Origin of the sequence: Ornithinimicrobium pekingense DSM 21552 (assembly GCF_000421185.1) — a bacterium.
GTDB lineage: Bacteria > Actinomycetota > Actinomycetes > Actinomycetales > Dermatophilaceae > Ornithinicoccus > Ornithinicoccus pekingensis.
The window spans coordinates 59,068-76,937 of the sequence record NZ_ATWJ01000008.1; the positions used below are offsets into that span (position 1 = coordinate 59,068).

General features: G+C 74.1%; 14 protein-coding genes. 6 read left to right on the top strand and 8 right to left on the bottom strand.

What is annotated here, in order from left to right:
• Genes K330_RS0105725 through K330_RS0105735 form a run of 3 tightly spaced genes read right to left on the bottom strand, consistent with a single transcriptional unit; the run spans position 1 to position 2,757 of the window.
• Entirely contained in the window at positions 1 to 966 is a 966-nt protein-coding gene (locus K330_RS0105725) for a proline dehydrogenase family protein (protein ID WP_022920889.1), read from the bottom strand.
• Positions 967 to 1,016: 50 nt separating this feature from the next.
• Positions 1,017 to 1,835: a sugar phosphate isomerase/epimerase family protein gene (locus tag K330_RS0105730; protein WP_022920890.1), complete on the bottom strand. Its 819-nt coding sequence runs from the start codon at positions 1,833 to 1,835 to the stop codon at positions 1,017 to 1,019.
• Positions 1,828 to 2,757, bottom strand: a complete 930-nt coding sequence (locus K330_RS0105735) for a Ppx/GppA family phosphatase (protein ID WP_029202361.1) — start codon at positions 2,755 to 2,757, stop codon at positions 1,828 to 1,830. Before K330_RS0105735 ends, K330_RS0105730 begins: the two co-directional genes overlap by 8 nt.
• A 30-nt stretch (positions 2,758 to 2,787) precedes the next feature.
• Here K330_RS0105735 and K330_RS0105740 point away from each other — a divergent pair, with 30 nt between their 5' ends.
• The 4 genes from K330_RS0105740 (at position 2,788) to K330_RS0105755 (ending at position 7,162) form a co-directional block, all read left to right on the top strand.
• Positions 2,788 to 3,612: a DUF3109 family protein gene (locus tag K330_RS0105740; RefSeq protein WP_022920892.1), complete on the top strand. Its 825-nt coding sequence runs from the start codon at positions 2,788 to 2,790 to the stop codon at positions 3,610 to 3,612.
• Positions 3,613 to 3,652: 40 nt separating this feature from the next.
• Positions 3,653 to 5,077, top strand: a complete 1,425-nt coding sequence (gene radA / locus K330_RS19390; protein WP_051145490.1) for a DNA repair protein RadA — start codon at positions 3,653 to 3,655, stop codon at positions 5,075 to 5,077.
• A 103-nt stretch (positions 5,078 to 5,180) separates the two neighbouring features.
• Complete coding sequence (gene disA, locus K330_RS0105750; protein ID WP_022920894.1) at positions 5,181 to 6,263, top strand: DNA integrity scanning diadenylate cyclase DisA; 1,083 nt, start codon at positions 5,181 to 5,183, stop codon at positions 6,261 to 6,263.
• Positions 6,263 to 7,162 (top strand): HhH-GPD family protein, encoded by a 900-nt coding sequence (locus K330_RS0105755; RefSeq protein ID WP_022920895.1) that lies wholly within the window; start codon positions 6,263 to 6,265, stop codon positions 7,160 to 7,162. Before disA ends, K330_RS0105755 begins: the two co-directional genes overlap by 1 nt.
• Positions 7,163 to 7,269: 107 nt before the next feature.
• On the opposite strand, the gene K330_RS19395 is transcribed toward K330_RS0105755, so the two are convergent.
• Both K330_RS19395 and K330_RS23590 read right to left on the bottom strand, forming a co-directional pair.
• Complete coding sequence (locus K330_RS19395; protein WP_022920896.1) at positions 7,270 to 8,370, bottom strand: lipid II:glycine glycyltransferase FemX; 1,101 nt, start codon at positions 8,368 to 8,370, stop codon at positions 7,270 to 7,272.
• Between the two features lie 19 nt (positions 8,371 to 8,389).
• Complete coding sequence (locus K330_RS23590) at positions 8,390 to 9,577, bottom strand: DegT/DnrJ/EryC1/StrS family aminotransferase (RefSeq protein ID WP_022920897.1); 1,188 nt, start codon at positions 9,575 to 9,577, stop codon at positions 8,390 to 8,392.
• Positions 9,578 to 9,635: 58 nt separating this feature from the next.
• Between K330_RS23590 and K330_RS0105770 the strand changes: the two genes are divergently transcribed.
• Positions 9,636 to 10,679 carry a lipid II:glycine glycyltransferase FemX gene (locus K330_RS0105770; RefSeq protein ID WP_022920898.1) on the top strand — a complete coding sequence of 348 codons (1,044 nt, stop codon included), beginning with the start codon at positions 9,636 to 9,638 and terminating at the stop codon, positions 10,677 to 10,679.
• 13 nt (positions 10,680 to 10,692) lie between these two features.
• On the opposite strand, the gene hrpB is transcribed toward K330_RS0105770, so the two are convergent.
• The 3 genes from hrpB to K330_RS19405 form a co-directional block, all read right to left on the bottom strand.
• Complete coding sequence (hrpB, locus tag K330_RS0105775; protein WP_022920899.1) at positions 10,693 to 13,248, bottom strand: ATP-dependent helicase HrpB; 2,556 nt, start codon at positions 13,246 to 13,248, stop codon at positions 10,693 to 10,695.
• 16 nt (positions 13,249 to 13,264) lie between these two features.
• On the bottom strand, positions 13,265 to 14,317 hold the full coding sequence (locus K330_RS0105780) for a lipid II:glycine glycyltransferase FemX (RefSeq protein WP_022920900.1): 1,053 nt from the start codon (positions 14,315 to 14,317) through the stop codon (positions 13,265 to 13,267).
• 109 nt (positions 14,318 to 14,426) lie between these two features.
• Entirely contained in the window at positions 14,427 to 16,994 is a 2,568-nt protein-coding gene (locus tag K330_RS19405) for an ATP-dependent Clp protease ATP-binding subunit (RefSeq protein WP_022920901.1), read from the bottom strand.
• Positions 16,995 to 17,208: 214 nt separating this feature from the next.
• Here K330_RS19405 and K330_RS0105790 point away from each other — a divergent pair, with 214 nt between their 5' ends.
• Positions 17,209 to 17,859 (top strand): hypothetical protein, encoded by a 651-nt coding sequence (locus K330_RS0105790; protein ID WP_022920902.1) that lies wholly within the window; start codon positions 17,209 to 17,211, stop codon positions 17,857 to 17,859.
• The last annotated feature ends 11 nt before the right edge of the window (positions 17,860 to 17,870 follow it).

Consider the following 17,870-nt stretch of genomic DNA (forward strand, 5'->3'; position numbering starts at 1 on the left):
TCACCCCCGGGTGGCCAGGCCGCGCAGGAAGAAGCCCAGGTTGGCGGGGCGTTCGGCCATGCGGCGCATGAGGTAGCCGTACCACTCGTCGCCGTAGGGGACGTAGACCCGCATGCGGGCTCCCGAGGCGGCGAGCCGCAGCTGCTCCTCGGGACGGATGCCCAGCAGCATCTGGAACTCGAAGGAGTCCTCGGAGCGCTCGGCCTTGTCGGCCAGCACCGTCGCGATCTCGACCAGCCGCGGGTCGTGCGTGGCGATCATCGGGTAGCCCTGCCCCTCCATGAGGACCTTGAGGCAGCGCACGTAGGAGCGGTCGACGTCGGCCTTGTCCTGGAAGGCCACCGACTCCGGCTCCTTGTAGGTGCCCTTGCACAGCCGCACGCGCGAGCCCTCGCCAGAGAGGTCACGGCAGTCCTGCTCGGTGCGGTAGAGGTAGCTCTGCAGCACCGCGCCCACCCACGGCCAGTCCTGGCGCAGGTCGTGCAGCACCGACAGCGTCTGGTCGGTGGTGGTGTGGTCCTCCATGTCGAGGGTCACGGTGGTGCCCGCGTTGGCGGCCGCCTGGCAGATCGTGCGCGCGTTGTCCAGCGCGATCCGGTTGCCGTCGCGGCCCAGGGCCTGGCCGAGCGCGCTCAGCTTCAGGCTGACCTCGACCGTGCCGTCCTGGGTCAGGCCGGCCCCGGACATGGCGCCGAGGACGTCGACGTAGGCGTCGCGGGTGTGCTCGGCCATCACCGGGTCGAGGGTGTCCTCGCCGAGGTAATCCACGGTGACCAGCCGGTGCGTGTCGACCAGCTCACCGGCCACCCGGAGCACCTCGTCGGTGCTGGCGCCGCCGACGAACCGGTGCACGACGTCCCGGCTCACGGGGGCCTTCTCGATGACCTGGCGCAGCTGGTCGTTGCGGCTCATCCCGAGCAGGGTCTGCCGCATGAGGGCGGCCGGGTTGAGGTCGGCGAGGTCCATGGGGCAAGGCTACGCCGACCAGGGGCGGCACCCGCGACCGGTCGTGACCGTCAGCCGCCGACGCGGGCGCCCGGCCGGTCGTGCTGGCCGAGGTGCTGGCGGGCGAACGCCAGCGACTCCGCCAGCGCCTCCTCGCGTTCCGCCGTCTTCATCTTGCGGGTGCCGACCTCGAGGGTGACGACCCCGCCGAAGCGGGTGGTCACCAGGTGGTCGAGGACCTCGGCGCAGCGCTGGCTGCCGCGCCCGGGCACGAGGTGCTCGTCCATGAACGACCCGAAGGAGTCACCGAGGTGGACGTGGCAGGTGCGGTCGCCGAGGTCGCGGGCCAGGTCCAGGGCGTCGACACCGGCGGTGGCCGCGTGGGAGATGTCGAGCGTCACGGACTCGTAGGGGAAGTCGCGGGGGTCGGGGCCGGGCAGGTAGGCCTGCATCGCGCGGGCGCCGGAGCGCCACGGGAACATGTTCTCGACGCCGATCTTGATGCCCCACTGCGCCTGGCGCTGCGCCACGCCCTCGACGAAGCCCTCGGCATACCCGCGCTGCCAGCGGAAGGGCGGGTGCACCACCACGCACTGGGCCTGGACCTCGGCGGCCAGGTCGAGCGCACGCTCGATCTTGCCCCACGGGTCCCAGCCCCACAGCCGCTGCGCGAGCAGCAGGGTGGGGGCGTGGATCGCGCCGATCTGCAGCTCGTGCAGCTCGGCGAGGGCCTTGAGGGCCCCGGCCTCCTGGGTCACCGGGTCGGTCCAGACCATGACCTCGACGCCGTCGTAGCCGAGGCGCTGGGCGAGGTCGAAGCAGTAGGCGGCGTTCTCGGGGTAGACCGAGGAGGACGAGAGGTGGACCGGGATGGGCGAGGTGTCAGTCATCGGGCAGTCCGTCCAGGAAGCGGAGGATGAGGCCCTCGCGCAGGGCCCACGGGCAGATGCTCAGCGACTCGATGCCGAGCAGGTCGAGCGCCGCCTCGACGACGAGCGCCCCGGCCAGCAGCTGAGGGGCGCGCGCCACGGAGACCCCCGGCAGGGACGCCCGCTCGGCGGCGGTCATCCCGGCCAGGCGGGGCACGAGCTCCGCGAGGTCGGACCGGTCGAGCGTACGCGGCACGTAGGGCCCCTCGGCACGTGGGGCCGCCCCGCACACCCGGGCCAGGGACCGGATGGTCTTGCTGGTGCCGACCGCCAGCTGCGGCGCCCCGACCCGGGCCAGGGAGGGCTGCACGCCGGCGATCTCGGAGCGGATCCTGCGCCGCAGCTCCCTGAGCCGGGCGGTGTCGGGCGGGTCACCGCGCAGGTCTCGGGTGAGCCGTCCGGCGCCGAGCGGCAGGGAGACCGCGACGTCGGGCTCCTCGTCCAGGCCGACCGCCATCTCCAGGGACCCCCCGCCGATGTCGATCAGCAGGATCCGGCCGGCGGACCACCCGAACCACCGCCGGGCGGCCAGGAAGGTGACCCGTGCCTCGTCGTCGCCGGGCAGCACGTGCAGGTCGACCCCGGAGGACGACGCGACCTGCGCGAGGACGTCCTCGGTGTTGCCGGCCTCGCGGATCGCGCTGGTCGCAAAACCCATGAGCTCGGCCACGCCCCGGCTCTCGGCGACCTCCGTGCAGTCGGTGACGAACCGCGCCAGGGTCGCCGCCCCCTCCGGCGAGATCGCACCCTCGGGGGTGAGGTGCTCGGCCAGCCGCAGGGTCACGCTGTGCGAGTAGTCCGGCAGCGGATGGGCCCCCGGGTGGGCGTCGACCACGAGGAGATGCACGGTGTTGGATCCGACGTCGATCACACCGAGGCGCATGCGGCCCATTATCCCCCTTAGGGTGACGCGGTGACCGAGACCCCGCTCGACGCACCCCGTGCCTGGGCCGAGCTCACCGACCCGGCCGAGCCGGCGCAGCGCCTGCGCGTGGACCTGACCTGGCTGACGTCGCGCTGGCGGTGCATCTTCGGCGCGGGGTGCCACGGGATCGACGCCGCCCAGCCCGATGCGGGCTGCTGCACGCTCGGCGCCCATCTCACCGACGACGACGACGTGGCGCGGGTGGCGGCCGTCGCGCAGCGCCTGGGTCCGGACGAGTGGCAGCTGCGCGACGAGGCGCTGGCCGAGGGGTGGCTGGTCGACACGGAGGACGACGACGCCGACGGCCCGCCGTCCCGGGCGACCCGCGTCGTGGACGGCGGGTGCATCTTCCTCAACCGCCCGGGCTTCCCTGCCGGTGCGGGCTGCGCCCTGCACCAGCACGCGGTCGCCGAGGGCGTGGAGCCGCTGACGACCAAGCCGGACGTGTGCTGGCAGCTGCCGCTGCGGCGGACGTACCGGGACGTCGAGCTGCCCGACGGCACGGCCTACCTGGAGATCACGATCACCGAGTACGACCGCCGCGCCTGGGGCCCCGGCGGCCACGACCTCGACTGGTACTGCACCGGCTCCCCCGAGGCGCACACCGGCGCCGAGCCGGTCTTCGTCTCGCTGCGCCCCGAGCTGGTCGAGCTCGTCGGGCCCGAGGCGTATGCGGTGCTCGCCCGGCTCTGCGAGGAGCACCTCGCGGCGACGGCGGCGCAGACCCGCGCCGCCGGACCGGACGGACGGCCGCTGCTCCCGCTGCTGGTCCATCCCGCCACCCGCGCCGCGGGGACCCTGCGCACGGAGTGAGGGCACGGCCCTGTCGGGGCCACCGCCTACCCTCGGGCTCGTGGCGTCGAAGAACGGGAACAGGCCGGCCTACCGGTGCACCGAGTGCGGCTGGACGACGGTGAAGTGGGTCGGCCGGTGCGGCGAGTGCCAGACCTGGGGCACGGTCCAGGAGTCCGGGGCCCCGACGGCCGTGCGCACCAGCGCCGTCTCCCCCTCCCGGCCCGCCGTGCCGATCGGCCAGGTCGACGCCCAGGTCGCCCGGGCGCGGTCGACCGGCGTCGGGGAGTTCGACCGCGTGCTGGGCGGGGGCCTCGTGCCGGGTGCGGTCGTGCTGATGGCCGGCGAGCCCGGCATCGGCAAGTCGACCCTGGCGCTCGACGTGGCCGCCCGCGCCGCGCGCACCGGCCGGTCCGTGCTCTACGTCTCCGGGGAGGAGTCCGCGGCCCAGGTCAAGCTGCGGGCCGAGCGGATCGGCGCGGTGGCCGACACGCTCTACCTCGCCTCCGAGACCGACCTGGGCAGCGTCCTGGGGCAGGTCGAGCAGACCGACCCCGACCTGCTGGTCGTCGACTCGGTGCAGACCGTGGCGTCCGCCGACGTCGACGGCGCGCCCGGCAACGTCGGGCAGGTCCGCGAGGTCGCCGGCGCCCTGATCCAGGCCGCGAAGTCGCGAGGTGGCGCCATGGCGGCGATCCTCATCGGGCACGTCACCAAGGACGGCTCGATCGCCGGGCCGCGGATGCTCGAGCACCTCGTCGACGTGGTCGTCCAGTTCGAGGGCGACCGGCACTCCCGGCTGCGGCTGGTCCGGGCGGTGAAGAACCGCTACGGCCCTACCGACGAGGTGGGCTGCTTCGACCTGGGCGACTCCGGGATCACCGGCCTGCCAGACCCCAGCGGGCTCTTCCTGACCAGCCGCGACCGCCCGGTGCCCGGCACCTGCGTGACGGTGACGCTGGAGGGGCGGCGTCCTCTCGTGGCCGAGGTCCAGGCGCTGGTCAGCCCCTCCTCCGCCGGCTCCGCCCGGCGCACGACCAGCGGGCTGGACTCCTCCCGGCTGGCGATGGTGCTCGCGGTCCTCGCCCAGCGCGCGGGCGTGCCGGTGGCCGACCAGGACTGCTACGCCGCCACGGTGGGTGGCGTCCGCCTCTCCGAGCCCGCCGCCGACCTGGCGGTGGCGCTGGCGCTCACCAGCGCCAAGGCGGGCCTGGCTCTCCCGACGGGCACGATCGCGGTCGGCGAGGTGGGGCTGGCCGGTGACCTGCGGCCCGTCACCGGGCTGCCGCGCCGGCTCGCCGAGGCGGCGCGCATCGGCTTCACCGAGGCCGTGGTGCCCAGCGGCTCGCTGACCGAGGGTCCTCCGCCCGAGGGGATGCGCGTGCACGAGGTCGCGAGCCTGGCCGACGCGGTCTCGCTCGTCCTCACCGCCGCCGAGGCCAGCCGGCTGCGCGCCTCGGACGCCGTGCCGGTCACGAACGGGTAAAGAAACGAGAGCGCGCCTGGACCTGCCCCAGCGGTCGCCTACTATCGGGCCCAGGGGATCGAGGCGGCCCGTCGACGTCCGCCCGGGAAGGGCTGAGGGAACTGTGGTCGAACGCACCGACGAGGACCTGCTGCGCGCGACGCTGGCGGCGGTCGCGCCCGGCACCGACCTGCGGGACGGCCTCGAGCGCATCCTGCGCGGGCGCACGGGCGCGCTGGTCGTGCTCGGCACCGACCGCACCGTGGAGTCCATCTGCACCGGCGGGTTCGAGCTCGACGTGGACTTCTCCGCCACCCGGCTGCGCGAGCTGGCCAAGATGGACGGGGCCATCGTGCTCAACCGCGAGGGCACCCGCATCCTGCGCGCGGCGACGCAGCTGGTGCCCGACCCCTCGATCGAGACGGTCGAGAGCGGCACCCGGCACCGGACCGCCGAGCGGGTCGCGAAGCAGACGCACATGCCGGTGATCTCGGTGAGCCAGTCGATGGCGATCGTCGCGCTCTACGTCGGCTCGATGAGGCACGTGCTGGAGGCCCGCACCCAGATCCTGGCCCAGGCCAACCAGGCGCTCCAGACGCTGGAGCGCTACCGCGCGCGCCTGGACGAGGTGACCTCCTCGCTGTCGGCGCTGGAGATCGAGGACCTCGTCACCATCCGCGAGGTGGCCGCCGTGCTCCAGCGCCTGGAGATGGTGCGGCGCATCAGCGGCGAGATCGAGCAGTACGTCGTCGAGCTCGGCGTCGACGGGCGCCTCGTGGGCCTGCAGCTGGAGGAGCTGACCGGTGGCATCGGACGCGACCGTGAGCTGGTGATCCGCGACTACGCCGCGGCCGCCGACGCGACCCGCGACCCTGCCGACGTGCTGGAGTCGCTGGCCTCGCTCGACGGTGCCGAGCTGCTCGACCTGACCTCCGTGGCCCGCTGCCTGGGCATCACCGTCATCGGCGACGGCATGGACCACCACAGCCTGACCCCGTCCGGCTACCGGCTGCTGCACCGCATACCTCGCCTGCCCGGAGCGATCGTCGACCGCCTCGTGGAGCACTTCGGCAACTTCCAGGCGCTGCTGTCCGCCGGGCTCGAGGACCTCATGGAGGTCGACGGCGTCGGCGAGGCGCGGGCCAAGGCGGTGCGCGAGGGGCTCTCGCGGCTGGCCGAGTCCTCGATCCTGGAGCGCTACTCCTAGTGCGTCCCGCCCGCCCTGCGGCCGGCGTCCTCCACGACCTGGTGCTGCCCTGGTATGCCGCGCACCAGCGCGACCTGCCCTGGCGCCGGCCCGACCGCTCCCCCTGGGGCGTGCTGGTCTCGGAGGTGATGCTCCAGCAGACCCCGGTGTCCCGGGTGCTGCCCGTCTGGCAGCGGTGGATGTCGTTGTGGCCCACCCCGTCCGCCCTGGCCGACGCCGCTGCGGGCGAGGCCGTCCGCGAGTGGGGCCGGCTGGGCTACCCGCGGCGGGCGCTGCGCCTGCACGCCGCGGCGGTGGCGGTCCGGGACGACCACGGTGGGGTGGTCCCGGCCGAGGAGGCGGTGCTGCGGACGCTGCCGGGGGTCGGTGACTACACCGCGGCGGCCGTCGCGGCGTTCGCCTTCGGACGGCGTGCGACGGTGGTCGACACCAACGTCCGCCGCGTCCACGCCCGCGCCGTCACCGGGACCGCGCTGCCCGCCCCGTCGCTGAGCAGGGCCGAGGTGGAGCTGGCGACCGCGCTGCTGCCGGAGGACGACGCGCGTGCGGCCGTCTGGAACGTCGCGGTGATGGAGCTGGGCGCCCTGGTCTGCACGGCCAGGGCACCGCGCTGCGGCGACTGCCCGCTCGCGACCGTGTGCGCGTGGCGGCTGGCCGGGTCGCCCGCCCACGACGGGCCGCCCCGACGCGGGCAGGCCTGGCAGGGGACCGACCGGCAGTGCCGTGGCCGCATGGTGCAGCTGCTGCGGGACAGCACCGAACCGGTGCCTGGTGACGCCCTCCGGGCGGTGTGGCCCGAGGAGGCCCAGCGCGACCGCTGCCTCGACGCACTCGTCGCCGAAGGACTGGTCGAGCCGCTCGACGGCGGCCTCTTCCGGCTGCCCGGCCTCGCGTCCTGACATCGTCGCCGGTGGTGTGCCGGCACGTCGGCGGGTCGGGACACCCCCGGCCGCACCGACCCACAGGGTTCACGTGCGCGCTGCAGGTCGACCCGGGGTGCGTGTCGTCAGGCCTGACGCGCCCGCCGCTTGACGGCGCGGGAGACCCGCGCGGCGAGCGCGCGACGTCCGCGCTGCACGCGTGGGACGAGCCGGGCGAGCACGGCATACAGGGCCGGGCGGTGCACGACGTCGACCTCGCCCACGAACTCCGTCGCGCCGCCGTCGCCCTTGCAGAAGGCCCGCTTGAACAGGTAGAGCCCGTCGGAGTTGTCCAGCTCGAAGACACCACCCATGTCGTAGCTCTCCGCGCCCCGCTCCAGGCCCCAGACCATGAGCTCGTGGTTCATCACCTGGTTGGGGGCCAGGTTGCGCTTGAGGTCGTTGGACCCGGCGTAGAGGTAGTAGAGCTTGCCGAAGTAGTCGACGGTCACCGACGCCGCCAGCACATCCTCCTCGTGGGAGGCCAGCGTCACCCGCATGCGGTCGCCGAAGGCCGCCCGGAGGCGGTGGAAGTAGGGCAGCTCGCGGGTGGTGATCTCGTTGCGACGGGCCATGTAGGAGTAGATGTCGTGGAAGGTGCGCAGCCCCTCCTCGGTGTCGGCCGCGGCGGTGACGACCCCCTTCTTGCGCCCGGTGCGGACGCGGTTGCGCGCCTTCCCGTCGTACTTGGCCATCAGCCCGTCCTCGTCCAGCTGCCGGCCGTCCTCGTCCTGGAGGCGGACGATCATGCAGTAGCGGGGCTGGACCATGTCGTCCTTGCCGGCCCCGACGTTCTTGACCACCCAGCCGTCCTGGTCGCGCAGCCAGGCGTCCAGCTCGGAGGTGAACCGCACCTCCGGGTCCAGCTTGGTCATGATCGCCCGGTGGCGTCGCACGAGGGGGGCGGCCTCGGCGAGCAGCCGGTGCAGCATCGAGGGGTCCGACCAGTCCATCAGCGGCCCGCGCGGTGCGTAGAGCACCGAGAAGCCGCCGGGCAGCCGGCGCACCAGCAGCGTCATCGCTGCGACGATGGCGCCGTCCTCCTCGACGTAGACCGCCTCCTGCCCCCAGTCGTCCTTCACGACGCCCCAGCGCAGGTCCTGGGTGAGCGCCCGGTGGGGGTGGGCGCGGACGAAGGAGCCGTAGCGGTCGACGGCGGCGGGGTCGGCGAGGTCGAGGACGGGCACGGTCGTTACCGTACCCGGCTCACAGGTGGGCCCGGACCACCTCGACCGTCCTCCTGGCCGCCTCCGGCGTGACGAACTCGGCGGTCTGCAGGTTGAGCACCCGGGAGGCGACGTCCTCGGCCACGGGGCTGGCCGCGGGGTCGTAGGCGAAGTCGGCGGGGTCGACGCCGGGGAACAGGGTGGGCCGGTACCACCGGCCCGGGACCAGCCCCTCGGCCTGCAGCGCGGCGAACGCCGCCTCGGCCCTGCCCGGCGACGACAGCAGCAGCGGGTAGCGCACGAGCGTCACCCCGGGGTCGTCGAGCAGTCGTGGGACCACCACGCCCGGCACGCCGGCGAGCCCGACCCGGTAGAGCGTGGCGATGCGGCGCCGGTGCTCGGCGGAGCGCCCCAGGGAGGGCACGGCCCGCGCCACGTCGCGCAGCGCCGGCCCGGAGAGCGCGGCCGGCTTTCCCGCGACCCGGCCCTGCCGCTCGGAGGGCATGATCGCCAGGTCGACCAGCCCGGCGGACGCGGCGAGCGCGAGCGCCCGGGCACCCGGTCCGCCCAGGCGGCCCGCCACCCGGCGCGCGGGGGTGCCGACGACGTGGGCGACGGTCTCCCGACGGCCGCCGGTCGGCAGAGCGGTGAGCGCCGCCGTGAGCAGCGGGTGCCAGGGCGTCCCGCGCAGGGCGGGGTTGACCCACACGGCACCCCCGGCGCGGGTGGGCAGCATCTTCTCGACCCCGAAGCTGTGCACCGACACGTCGGCGGCGGGCGCACCCGCGCGGTCCCGGCCCAGGTCGCCCAGGCAGTGGGCCGCGTCCTCGACGAGCAGCGCACCCTCCGGGGCCAGGTCGCGCAGGCGGGCGACCGGGGCGGCCCGGCCGAAGGTGTGCTGGGCCACGACGGCCCGGGTCTGCCCAGACACGACCCGGTGCACCGTCGCCGGGTCGATCGCCATCGTGTCGGGGTCGAGGTCGGCGTAGCGGGGGCGCAGGCCGGCGGTGACGATCGGCGCCACGGCGGTGGCGCACGTGAACGGCTGGGTGACGACCTCCCCGTGGCCGCCGGCGTGCCGGGCGACGGCCCGGAAGACCACGAGCAGGCCGTGCCGCGCCTTGCTGACGAGGTGCCAGTCAGCGGCGTCCGTGCCGGAGGCCTCGGCGAGGGCACGCCGTACCGCGGCCGTCTGGGCGGCGTCGGCGCCGGTCGTCGAAGTGGTCACGCCTCCGGAGTCTAGGCGTCGCACGGCCGGGGCACCGGCTGACCGTAAGGTGAGCGCCATGGCCCTGACCTTCGTGACCTCCCCCACCGCGCAGGAGTGGGACGACCGGATCGCCGCCACCCCCGCCGGCGGCAACATCTTCCAGAGCCACGAGCTCGGCGAGGTCAAGCGGATGGCCCGCTGGGAGCCCAGGTATGCCGTGGCCGACGGCGTGGCGATGACGATCCACGAGAAGCCGGCCCCCGGCTTCGGGAAGGTCTGGTACGTCCCCAAGGGCCCCTGCGTCGCCGACGTGGCCCGGCTGCGCGACGTGCTGCCCCACCTGCGCGAGAGCGCACGGGCCGAGGGCGTCCTCTTCGTCCGGATGGAGCCGGAGATCCCCGAGACGCAGGACAGCCTCGCCGGGCTCGCCTCGCTGGGTCTGGTGCGCACCGACCCGGTCCAGCCGCACTCGTCCACGGTCGTCTTCCCCCTGCCGCCGACCGAGGACGAGCTGCTGGCGGCATACCCCTCCAAGACCCGCAACATGGTGCGTCGCGCGATGCGCGACGGGGTCGAGGTGGTCCGTGCCCCGGACACCCCGCAGACCTACGAGACGATGTGGGAGCTGTGGCAGGACGTCGTGCGCGACCAGGAGCTCGGCGTCCGCGGCAAGGACTACCACGTGCGCTCCTGGCAGATCATGGTGCGCGGCGGCAACGCGCAGGTGCTCGTCGCACGCGCCGGCGGCCAGCCGGTGGCATCGGCGCTCATCACCTGCATCGGCGACCACGCGGAGTACAAGGAGGGCGCCAGCCTGCGCGACCGTCCCGTCCCGGGCGCCAGCCAGCTGGTGCAGTACGAGGGGATGCGCTGGGCGATCGAGCAGGGCGCCCGCACCTACGACCTCGTCGGTGTCCCGCACTCCAGCCAGCTGGACGACCCGACCAACTCGCGGCACGGCATCGGCAAGTTCAAGCGCGGGTTCACCAAGGAGGTCACCGACTGGGTCGGGGCCTGGGACCTGGTCCTGCGGCCACGCCGGTATGCCGTGTGGCAGCGGGTCGGGGAGCGCGTCGTCGCGCGGGTGCAGCGCCGCGAGCCCGGCGACGCCTTCTGGTGAGTCCCCCGCTGCGTCAGCGCCGCCGGTTGGTGCGTGCGGTCGCGGGGGCCGACCAGGGGTCCTCCGGCCACGGGTGCCGGGGGTAGCGGCCGCGCATCTCCGCGCGGACCTGGGCGTAGGGGCCGGCCCAGAAGGACCGCAGGTCGTCGGTCACCGCCAGCGGCCGTCCGGCCGGGCTGAGCAGGTGGAAGAGGGTCGCGACCCGCCCGTCGACGAGCCGCGGCGTGTCGGCCAGCCCGAAGCACTCCTGCAGCTTGACGGCGACGACCGGTCGGGCGTCAGGGTCGTCGTGCGGGGGGTAGGTCACCGCGACGCGTGACCCGCTGGGCACGGGGAGCCGCTCCGGGGCCAGCTCGTCCAGGCGTGCTGCCCGGGGCCAGGGCAGCAGCCGGCGCAGGGGGTCGGCCAGGTCGACGCGGTCGACGGGCGTCCCGGCCGCGAGCCGTCGCAGCTCCGGACCGAGCCACTCCTCGGCGCGGGCCGCCAGGGCCGCCTCCGAGACGTCGGGCCAGGGGTCGCCCAGCACGCGGTGGAGCAGGGCCATCCGCCGACGGAGCGCGTCGGCCGTCCCCGACCACGTCAGGATGCCGAGCCCGTCGCGGGCCAGGGCGTCGGCGACGGCGCGGGCGCCGGCCTCCTGCGACGGGCGTACCGGGGTGGCGGCCAGCTCGATCGCCCCGATCGCGTCCACCTCGCGGGCGACGACCCTGCCGTCGACGAACGCGGCCCGGACCTCCCGGGTGCGCAGCGCGCCTGTGGCGAGGTCGATGCCGTCCGCGCCCAGGCCGGCCGCGAGCCGGATCACCGCGCCCGTCCCGGCGGCGGCACGTCCCTCGGTCCGCGTGACGTCGGCGACGGCGACCCAGTCGAAGGACTGCAGGGGGCTGCCCGGAGGCAGTGCCGCCCGGGTGCCGGAGGCCAGCAGCCAGGTGGACCCGTCCCGCCGGGCCACGCGGGAGGGGTGGGCCAGCGCGGTGACGAGGCCGGGCACGTCGTGGCCAGGCACGTCGTGGCGGGGCACCGCGTCCTCGGCCCATCGCCGGAGCCGCACGACCTCGCCACGCCATCGCGCGGCCCCGGGCGCCCGGCCCGACCGCAGCGCGGACACGAGACCGGCGAGGTCACCGTCCGGGGCCCGGTGGTCGTCGGCGAGCGTGGCCACGACCTCGGCCGCGGCGCGGGCGCCGACGAGCGGCGCCCCGGCCAGCAGAGCCCTGGCCAGCCGGGGGTCGGCCGGCACCCTCCCGGCCCGCACCCCGAGCTCGGTGGTCCGGCCGTCGGCGTCGACGAGGCCGAGGTCGTGCAGCACCTGCTCCGCGGCCCGGACCGCCGCGGGCGGAGGCGCCGTGAGCAACGGCATACCCTCGCCGCGCGGCGAGCCCCAGGCCGCCAGCGTGAGCAGGGCGCCGGTGAGGTCTGAGGAGGAGATCTCGGGTGCGGCGTGTTCCGGCGCGTGCGCGAAGGTGGTCTCATCCAGACAGCGCACCACGGTCCCAGGTCCCAGCCGCGCCGCCCGCCCGGCCCGCTGCGTCATCGCCGCGCGGGACGCCTGGACCGTGACCAGCCCCGACATGTCCCGCCGCAGGTCCCGGCGCGGCACCCGGGCCAGGCCGGCGTCCACGACCAGGCGCACGCCCGGCACGGTCAGGGACGACTCCGCCAGCGCGGTCGCGACGACGACCCGCGGCGGGTCCCCGGGACCTCGGCCGGCGACCGCGCGGTCCTGCGCACGCAGGTCGAGCCGGCCGTGCAGGGCCAGCACCTCCGTGCCGCGCGCGAGCCGGGACACCTGCTCCACCACCCGGTCGACCTCCCGGACCCCCGGGACGAAGACCAGGGCGTCGGCACCGGAGTCGGCGGCCAGGGCCCGGGCGTGCATCTCGGTCGTCGTCCGGGAGACGTGGTCGAGGAAGGCGTCCGTGACGCCCCGTGCGTCGAGCCGTGGGACGGGCGGGGGCGTCCACACCACCTCGAGCGGGTGCTGCGCGGAGGGGTGGTCGACGACCGGTGCCGGCCCGTCGTCGCTCCCGAGGACCTCCGCGAGGGCCGGGACGTCCAGGGTCGCCGACATCGCGACCAGCACCAGGTCCGGGCGCAGTGCGCGGACCTCGGCGAGCATCCCGACCAGCAGGTCGGTGTCCAGGCCCCGCTCGTGCACCTCGTCGAGGACGACCGCACCGGTGCCGACGAGCTCGGGGTCGGACAGCAGCCGCCGCACCAGGACGCCGGCGGTGACGTGCTCGACCACCGTGTCCCGCCCGACCTGGCGCTCCCCGCGCACGGTGCTGCCCACGGGCCCCCCGACCCGCGTCCCGGTCAGCGCGGCCAGCCGGCGGGCCGCGGCCTGCACGACGACCCGCCGCGGCCCGGTGACGACGACGCGCCGCGCGTCTGCGCCCCTCACCTCCAGCAGGTCCGCCACCGCGGGCGGGACCAGCGTGGTCTTGCCCGCCCCCGGCTCCGCGCGGACGACGGCGACGCCGCGGCCGTCCAGGGCCTCGCGCAGCTGGGGCAGCGCGGCGACGAAGGGCAGGCCCGTCCCGATGCGCGCCAGGTCGAAGGTGCTCACCGGCGGTCGGGGGCGATCAGTAGAAGAGCGGGTTGGCCCTCGCGGTCAGGCGCCGGTAGACCGGCATCCCGACGCGGTCCCACACCCGGAAGACCCGCGGCTTCAGGACCAGCTGCATGGTGCCGACCTGGTCGGTGATCGGGCCGAAGGCGGTCTTGAACTGCACCAGCGGGTGCAGCTTGTGCGACTCGTCCTCGGCGGCCCACGAGGGCGGAGCGCCGTACATGTCGTAGGTGCTCGCGCCGTGCTGCTTGCACCAGCGCATGGCCTCCCACTGGACGCGGTACTGCAGACCGTTGCTGTCGCGCGTCCGCAGCGACCCGCCGTCCTTGTAGTAGCCCAGCTCGCCGCGGTGGATGACGAAGGCCCCGGCCTCCACGTCGCCACCCTCGCGCGGGCGGGCCAGCACGAAGTGGCCCTGCCCGGCGTCGACGTAGCGGCGCCAGATCCCCTGGTGGTAGTCCTGGGACCGGCGCTCGACACCGGCCCGCTCCATCGTCTCGGCGTAGAGCGTCCACATCGTGGCGAAGGCCTCCTCGTCGGTGCGGTGCTCCACGACGGCCTCGTCGGTCTTGCGGATGTGCCGGCGGGCCCGCTGACGGAAGGAGGCGAGGATCTCCTCCTCGTCGGGTCGCAGGTCGACCAGCACCGTGTGCTGGCCCTGCTGCAGGTCGGGGTGCTCGCGCATCCCGGGGACCGAGGCGATGAGCTGCTCGCGGTCCTGCGGCCCCTCGGCCGGCACCGACGGCTCGAGCACCACCGCGAACGGCGTGCCGATGCCCGTCGCCCGCAGGTCCTCGAAGCACGCCCGGGCGTGGTCGGCGTCGGCCACCCGCGGACCCATCGGGCAGTACCAGAGCTCGCCGAACGGCGGCACCGCCCGGTAGAGGTAGAGCGCGTGCACCGCGGGCCGGCCGTCGTGCTCGTGCACGAGGTGACGGGCACGCCATACCGGCGCCTTGATCTGCGCGTAGGAGTCGAGCTGGTAGAGCTCGGGTCCGCCCGGGTTGCCCCACACCAGGTCGTCCCAGGAGGAGCGTTCGTCGGGGGTGGCCTCGCGCAACGTCATACCCGCAACCCTAACGGCGAGGGGGCGCCCGCCTGACCGGCGGACGCCCCCTTGCAGGTGCGGTGGTGGGTATGCCGTGCGCGGACGGCACGCCCACCCGGGTCGGACGTCAGCCTGCCTGCTCGCCACCCTCCGGGGTGGTGGCGGTGCCGCCGACGCCGGCCTCGGCCACCGGCAGGGTGTCCGGGACCGCCGAGGGCTTGGGCTGGCCCTTGAAGGTGAAGACCTTGTCGCGGGTCTTGTCCTGGCCGCCGGTGTCCTCGACGTCGACGAGCACGATCTGGCCGGGGCCGATCTCGCCGAAGAGGATCTTCTCGGAGAGCTGGTCCTCGATCTCGCGCTGGATGGCGCGGCGCAGCGGCCGGGCGCCCAGCACCGGGTCGTAGCCCTTCTTGGCGAGCAGGTCCTTGGCCGCGGACGTGAGCTCGATGGCCATGTCCTTGTCCTTGAGGCGCTCGTCGAGGCGGGCGATCATCAGGTCCACGATCTGGACGATCTCGGACTGCGACAGCTGCGGGAAGACGATGGTGTCGTCCACGCGGTTGAGGAACTCGGGGCGGAAGTGCTGCTTGAGCTCGTCCTGCACCTTGTTCTTCATGCGCTCGTAGCTGCTCTGGGTGTCGGGCCCGGCCGAGAAGCCGAGCGAGACGCCCTTGGAGATGTCCCGGGTGCCCAGGTTGGTGGTCATGATGATGACGGTGTTCTTGAAGTCGACCATCCGGCCCTGGGAGTCGGTCAGGCGACCGTCCTCCAGGATCTGCAGCAGGCTGTTGAAGATGTCCGGGTGCGCCTTCTCGATCTCGTCGAAGAGCACGACCGAGAACGGCTTGCGCCGCACCTTCTCGGTCAGCTGGCCGCCCTCCTCGTAGCCGACGTAGCCGGGGGGCGAGCCGAACATCCGCGAGACGGTGTGCTTCTCGGAGAACTCCGACATGTCGAGGGTGATGAGCGCGTCCTCGTCGCCGAAGAGGAACTCCGCCAGCGTCTTGGCCAGCTCGGTCTTGCCGACGCCCGTGGGCCCGGCGAAGATGAACGAGCCGCCCGGACGGCGGGGGTCCTTCAGGCCGGCGCGGGTGCGGCGGATGGCCTGGGACAGCGCGCCGATCGCGTCGTCCATGCCGATGATCCGCTTGTGCAGCTCGTCCTCCATGTGGAGCAGCCGGCTGGACTCCTCCTCGGTGAGCTTGAAGACCGGGATGCCCGTCGCGGCGGCGAGGACCTCGGCGATCAGCTCGTCGTCGACCTCGGCGACGACGTCCATGTCACCGTTCTTCCACTCCTTCTCCCGCTCGGCGCGCGCCTGGGTGAGCTTGTGCTCCTCGTCGCGCAGCCGGGCCGCCTTCTCGAAGTCCTGGGCGTCGATCGCCGACTCCTTCTCGCGCTTGGCGTGCGCGATCTTGTCGTCGAAGTCGCGCAGGTCCGGCGGCGCGGTCATCCGGCGGATGCGCAGTCGCGCTCCCGCCTCGTCGATGAGGTCGATCGCCTTGTCCGGCAGGAAGCGGTCGTTGATGTAGCGGTCGGCCATCGTCGCGGCGGCCACCAGGGCGCCGTCGGTGATGGAGACGCGGTGGTGGGCCTCGTAGCGGTCGCGCAGGCCCTTGAGGATCTCGATCGCGTGCGACAGCGTCGGCTCGTTGACCTGGATCGGCTGGAAACGGCGCTCCAGCGCGGCGTCCTTCTCGATGTGCTTGCGGTACTCGTCGAGGGTGGTCGCACCGATCGTCTGCAGCTCGCCGCGCGCCAGCATCGGCTTGAGGATGCTCGCGGCGTCGATCGCGCCCTCGGCGGCTCCGGCCCCGACGAGGGTGTGGATCTCGTCGATGAACAGGATGATGTCGCCGCGGGTGCGGATCTCCTTGAGCACCTTCTTGAGGCGCTCCTCGAAGTCACCGCGGTAGCGGCTGCCGGCGACCAGCGCGCCGAGGTCGAGGGTGTAGAGCTGCTTGTCCTTGAGCGTCTCGGGCACCTCGCCGCGGACGATGTCCTGGGCCAGGCCCTCGACGACGGCGGTCTTGCCGACGCCGGGCTCGCCGATCAGCACCGGGTTGTTCTTGGTGCGGCGGGACAGCACCTGCATGACCCGCTCGATCTCCTTCTCCCGCCCGATGACCGGGTCCAGCTTGCCCTCGCGGGCGGCCTGGGTCAGGTTGCGACCGAACTGGTCGAGCACCAGCGAGCCGGCCTGCTGGCCCTCGGGGCCGCCGGAGGGGCCCACGCCCGCGCTGGCGGTCTCCTTGCCCTGGTACCCCGAGAGCAGCTGGATGACCTGCTGGCGGACCCGGTTGAGGTCGGCTCCGAGCTTGACCAGCACCTGGGCCGCGACGCCCTCGCCCTCGCGGATGAGGCCGAGCAGCAGGTGCTCGGTGCCGATGTAGTTGTGGCCCAGCTGGAGGCCCTCGCGCAGCGAGAGCTCCAGGACCTTCTTGGCCCGGGGGGTGAAGGGGATGTGGCCGGTCGGCGACTGCTGGCCCTGGCCGATGATCTCCTGGACCTGCTCGCGGACGGCGTCCAGCGAGATCCCCAGGGACTCCAGCGCCTTGGCGGCGACGCCCTCGCCCTCGTGGATGAGCCCGAGCAGCAGGTGCTCGGTCCCGATGTAGTTGTGGTTGAGCAGCCGCGCCTCTTCCTGCGCGAGCACCACCACCCGCCTGGCGCGGTCGGTGAACCGTTCGAACATCGTCACTCCTTGACTTCCGTCGTGGCACGCGGTCGGTGGGCTAGCACTGACGTGCCCACGTGCGCGCGGGCGTGCTTCCACTCTACGTTGCGTCTGAGAGCCTCAACGTCCGCGAGCGCCCACGGTGTTCCAGGACGGTGCCGTGTTCGCCCCCGGCATAACGCCACCGCACCCTGTTGGCCGCCCACAGGTCGTGGACCTAGCATGTCCCGCCATGCGCACCCGCACCCTGACCCTCCCGGCGGTCCTCGCCGGGCTCGCCCTCCTGGCGGGCGCCTGCACCTCCGAGGACGCCGACCCCCGGCCCACGGCCGAGGACACCGCGAACGCCACCGACGACGGGCTCGAGGGGCAGGCCGGCAACCAGGGATGGATGTGCCAGTACGTCAGCCCCACGGCCGTCGAGCTGGCCGCCGGCGGCGAGGCGCAGACCCCGCGCGAGCTCATCTCGGTGGACGACGAGGACTCCTGGGTGTGCGACGTGCTCGTCGGCGGCGCCGGCGAGCAGGAGCCGGTGATCCGGCTGAGCATCGAGCTCGGCGAGGAGGCGCGCACCGCCGCGCGCGCCCGGGCCGAGGGCGCGGAGGGTGTCGAGCCGGGCCCCGACCACCTGGGGGTCTCCTTCGTCTCCCCCGGGCTGGTCACCGGGCTGACGCTGTGCACCGCCCCGGACGCGACCAGCGCCACCGAGAAGATCCCCTACTCCCTGGTGGCCGAGTCGCTCGGCGAGACCGACGCCGAGGCGACCGAGCACCTGGAGCGCGCGCTGACCGAGACCGCCAAGAACCTGGACCGCACCCTGGGCTGCAGCCCGCGGCGCGCGGTCGAGGAGGAGCAGGACGCGGCGCAGACCACCGCCCCCTGACCCCGGCGCCG

Coding starts and splice junctions, on each gene's coding strand:
- K330_RS0105725 (WP_022920889.1), bottom strand. CDS start 966: ATGGACCTCGCCGACCTCAACCCGGCCGCCCTCATGCGGCAGACCCTG.
- K330_RS0105790 (WP_022920902.1), top strand. CDS start 17,209: ATGCGCACCCGCACCCTGACCCTCCCGGCGGTCCTCGCCGGGCTCGCC.
- K330_RS0105780 (WP_022920900.1), bottom strand. CDS start 14,317: ATGACGTTGCGCGAGGCCACCCCCGACGAACGCTCCTCCTGGGACGAC.
- K330_RS0105735 (WP_029202361.1), bottom strand. CDS start 2,757: ATGCGCCTCGGTGTGATCGACGTCGGATCCAACACCGTGCATCTCCTC.
- K330_RS0105770 (WP_022920898.1), top strand. CDS start 9,636: ATGGCCCTGACCTTCGTGACCTCCCCCACCGCGCAGGAGTGGGACGAC.
- K330_RS0105730 (WP_022920890.1), bottom strand. CDS start 1,835: ATGACTGACACCTCGCCCATCCCGGTCCACCTCTCGTCCTCCTCGGTC.
- K330_RS19405 (WP_022920901.1), bottom strand. CDS start 16,994: ATGTTCGAACGGTTCACCGACCGCGCCAGGCGGGTGGTGGTGCTCGCG.